This is a genomic window from Erwinia sp. (genome assembly GCF_031978025.1).
Lineage (GTDB): Bacteria > Pseudomonadota > Gammaproteobacteria > Enterobacterales > Enterobacteriaceae > Erwinia.
Genome location: NZ_DALZCD010000419.1, coordinates 1 through 2,147 on the forward strand (window position 1 = coordinate 1; position 2,147 = coordinate 2,147).

Sequence of the window (2,147 nt, forward strand, 5' to 3'; positions counted from 1 at the left end):
ATTTGGGCCAGAACAGCAACCTGATTATGGTTGCCGTTACGCTGGTGCTGGGCGCAGGCGATTTTGCGCTAAAAATGGGCAGTTTTACCCTGGGTGGGATAGGTACGGCCACCTTCGGGGCGATTATTCTCAACGCTCTTCTCAGCTACCGCCGCGCCGCCGCATTAAACGACGTAGCGCGGCAGCAAAGCTAGCCTGGTTGCTTGTCGGGCGAAGGCCGCTTCGCCCGCTTTTTCAGCTTAAGTTCGCTAATCAGTACGCCTGCAACGATCAGCACGCCTCCCAGTAAAGCCACGCCCGGCAGCCGCTCGCCTGCTATCCTTCCGACAATACCAGCCCAGACCGGCTCACCCGCGTAGATAACCGTCGCGCGAGTTGGCGATACACTGCGCTGCGCCCAGTTCATAGTAACCTGAATTAAGGCACTGGCCGCCCCCAGCCCCAGCGCGCTATACCACAAATAGGGTGAAGAAGGCGGTACCGTTTCCCCGTTGGGCACCATTAACAGAAACGAGCAAAGCGAGGCAACGGCCAGCTGTACAACGGTCACTCTTTTAACATCCACTTTGCCCGCGCTGGCACCGATGAGAATGATTTCACCTGCAATAGCCAGCGTACTAAGCAGCGTTGCCGTTTCGCCTGCGCTAAAAGCAAGCGCGCCGCTTTTCGGCCCGGCCAGCAGCATCAGGCCGCTGAACGCCAGCACGATGCCAACCCAGGCCATTATCCCAGGCATCCGTCGTAAAAAAATCCATTGCAACAGCGGGACCAGCGGCACATACAGCGCGGTAATAAACGCCGACTGGCTGCTTTCGATGGTTTGCATTCCCCAGGTTTGCAGGCCGTAGCCGCCGCTGATGGCAAGGCCAATGGCGGCACCGGCTTTGCACTCCACCCGCGTCAGACCGCGCAGCGATTTCCGCGCGATGAAGGCCAGCAACAGCGCGGCCGTAGCAAAGCGCAGACCGACGAAAAAGAAAGGCCCGCTGACGGTCATGGCATGGTGTACGGCCAGAAAGGTGCCGCCCCAAACCACCGTAATCAGCATCAGCACCAGCTCCTGAGAGCTGAAAGAAAATTTGTAACGGGAAAGAAAAGACATAGCGCGCTCATGTAAATTTTTGGCGCAGTGTGGCAAGGGTTTTCGCAGGAATCAATCAATAATGCCAAACGGCGTTTACGCCGCCAGGTGGCCCCGGCGGCGTAAGGAGGACCTTATCGGGTCAGGTTTTATCGCGACTGCCCCGGCTGTTACGGCCTCCTTTTTCCCCGGCCTCTGAAGCGCGCTGCGGGTCATTCTTAAAATTACCGCCGCTGGCCTTGCCGCCTTTACGGCCTGCTTCTGATGCTCTTTTACGGTCTTCAGCGAAATTTCCAGATCCACCACGATGTTCTGCCATTTCTTACCTCCGAATAGTTAAGCCATCATACTGCATTATCACGGTGAGCCAGTGGCCCCACCCTCACGGCATTAGCCAGCCCTTCAGCTTACCGCCGCGTTATTAAGCATAGATTATCGGCGCGAAGCGCGGATTATTTTATCAAAATGCCTTTCTGAAAGGCCCACCCCTTATTAAAACCGGCTGAAAATCATATTATTAAATCTAATATTTATTTTCAGCAATTTCTGGAATGCTCGTCTTTTAGCCCGTTAGCGTTTGCATTTCGGCAAGCTGAAGCAGTCTCATCTATACTTTTTTATCGAACACTGCTTATAACCACCTACTCAGGGAGTGACTGATGGCAAAGATTTTAGTGCTCTATTATTCAATGTACGGACATGTGGAAACCATGGCGAACGCAGTAGCGGAAGGCGCGCGGCGCGTCAGCGGTGCCGAAGTCACCATAAAACGCGTGCCAGAAACCATGAATGCTGAACGTTTTGCCCAGGTCGGTGGCAAAACCGATCAGGATGCGGCTGAAGCCACGACGGACGAGCTGCCGCAGTACGATGCTATTTTATTTGGCACGCCGACCCGTTTTGGCAATATGTCCGGGCAAATGCGCACTTTCCTTGACCGTACCGGTGGCCTTTGGGCATCCGGCGCGCTGCACGGAAAAATCGCCAGCGTTTTCGCCTCTACCGGTACCGGTGGCGGTCAGGAACAGACGATTACCACAACCTGGACTACACTTGCTCATTACGG

General features: G+C 55.0%; 3 protein-coding genes and 1 pseudogene. 2 read left to right on the forward strand and 2 right to left on the reverse strand.

Annotation, left to right across the window (positions count from 1 at the left end):
- Positions 1-194 (forward strand): annotated as a pseudogene (locus RTK32_RS21185) (pyrimidine utilization transport protein G); the annotation flags it as partial.
- Here the strand turns inward: RTK32_RS21185 and RTK32_RS21190 are convergent.
- On the reverse strand, positions 191-1,102 hold the full coding sequence (locus RTK32_RS21190) for a DMT family transporter (RefSeq protein WP_312047383.1): 912 nt from the start codon (positions 1,100-1,102) through the stop codon (positions 191-193). The pseudogene RTK32_RS21185 and the gene RTK32_RS21190 overlap by 4 nt on opposite strands.
- Before the next feature lie 121 nt (positions 1,103-1,223).
- The gene (locus tag RTK32_RS21195) at positions 1,224-1,400 is read right to left on the reverse strand and encodes a general stress protein (RefSeq protein ID WP_312047385.1); all 177 of its coding nucleotides are present in this window, start codon (positions 1,398-1,400) and stop codon (positions 1,224-1,226) included.
- Positions 1,401-1,740: 340 nt separating this feature from the next.
- On the opposite strand from RTK32_RS21195, the gene wrbA reads away from it, so the two are divergent.
- On the forward strand, positions 1,741-2,147 hold a 407-nt coding region (wrbA, locus tag RTK32_RS21200; protein WP_312047387.1), incomplete at its 3' end, for an NAD(P)H:quinone oxidoreductase.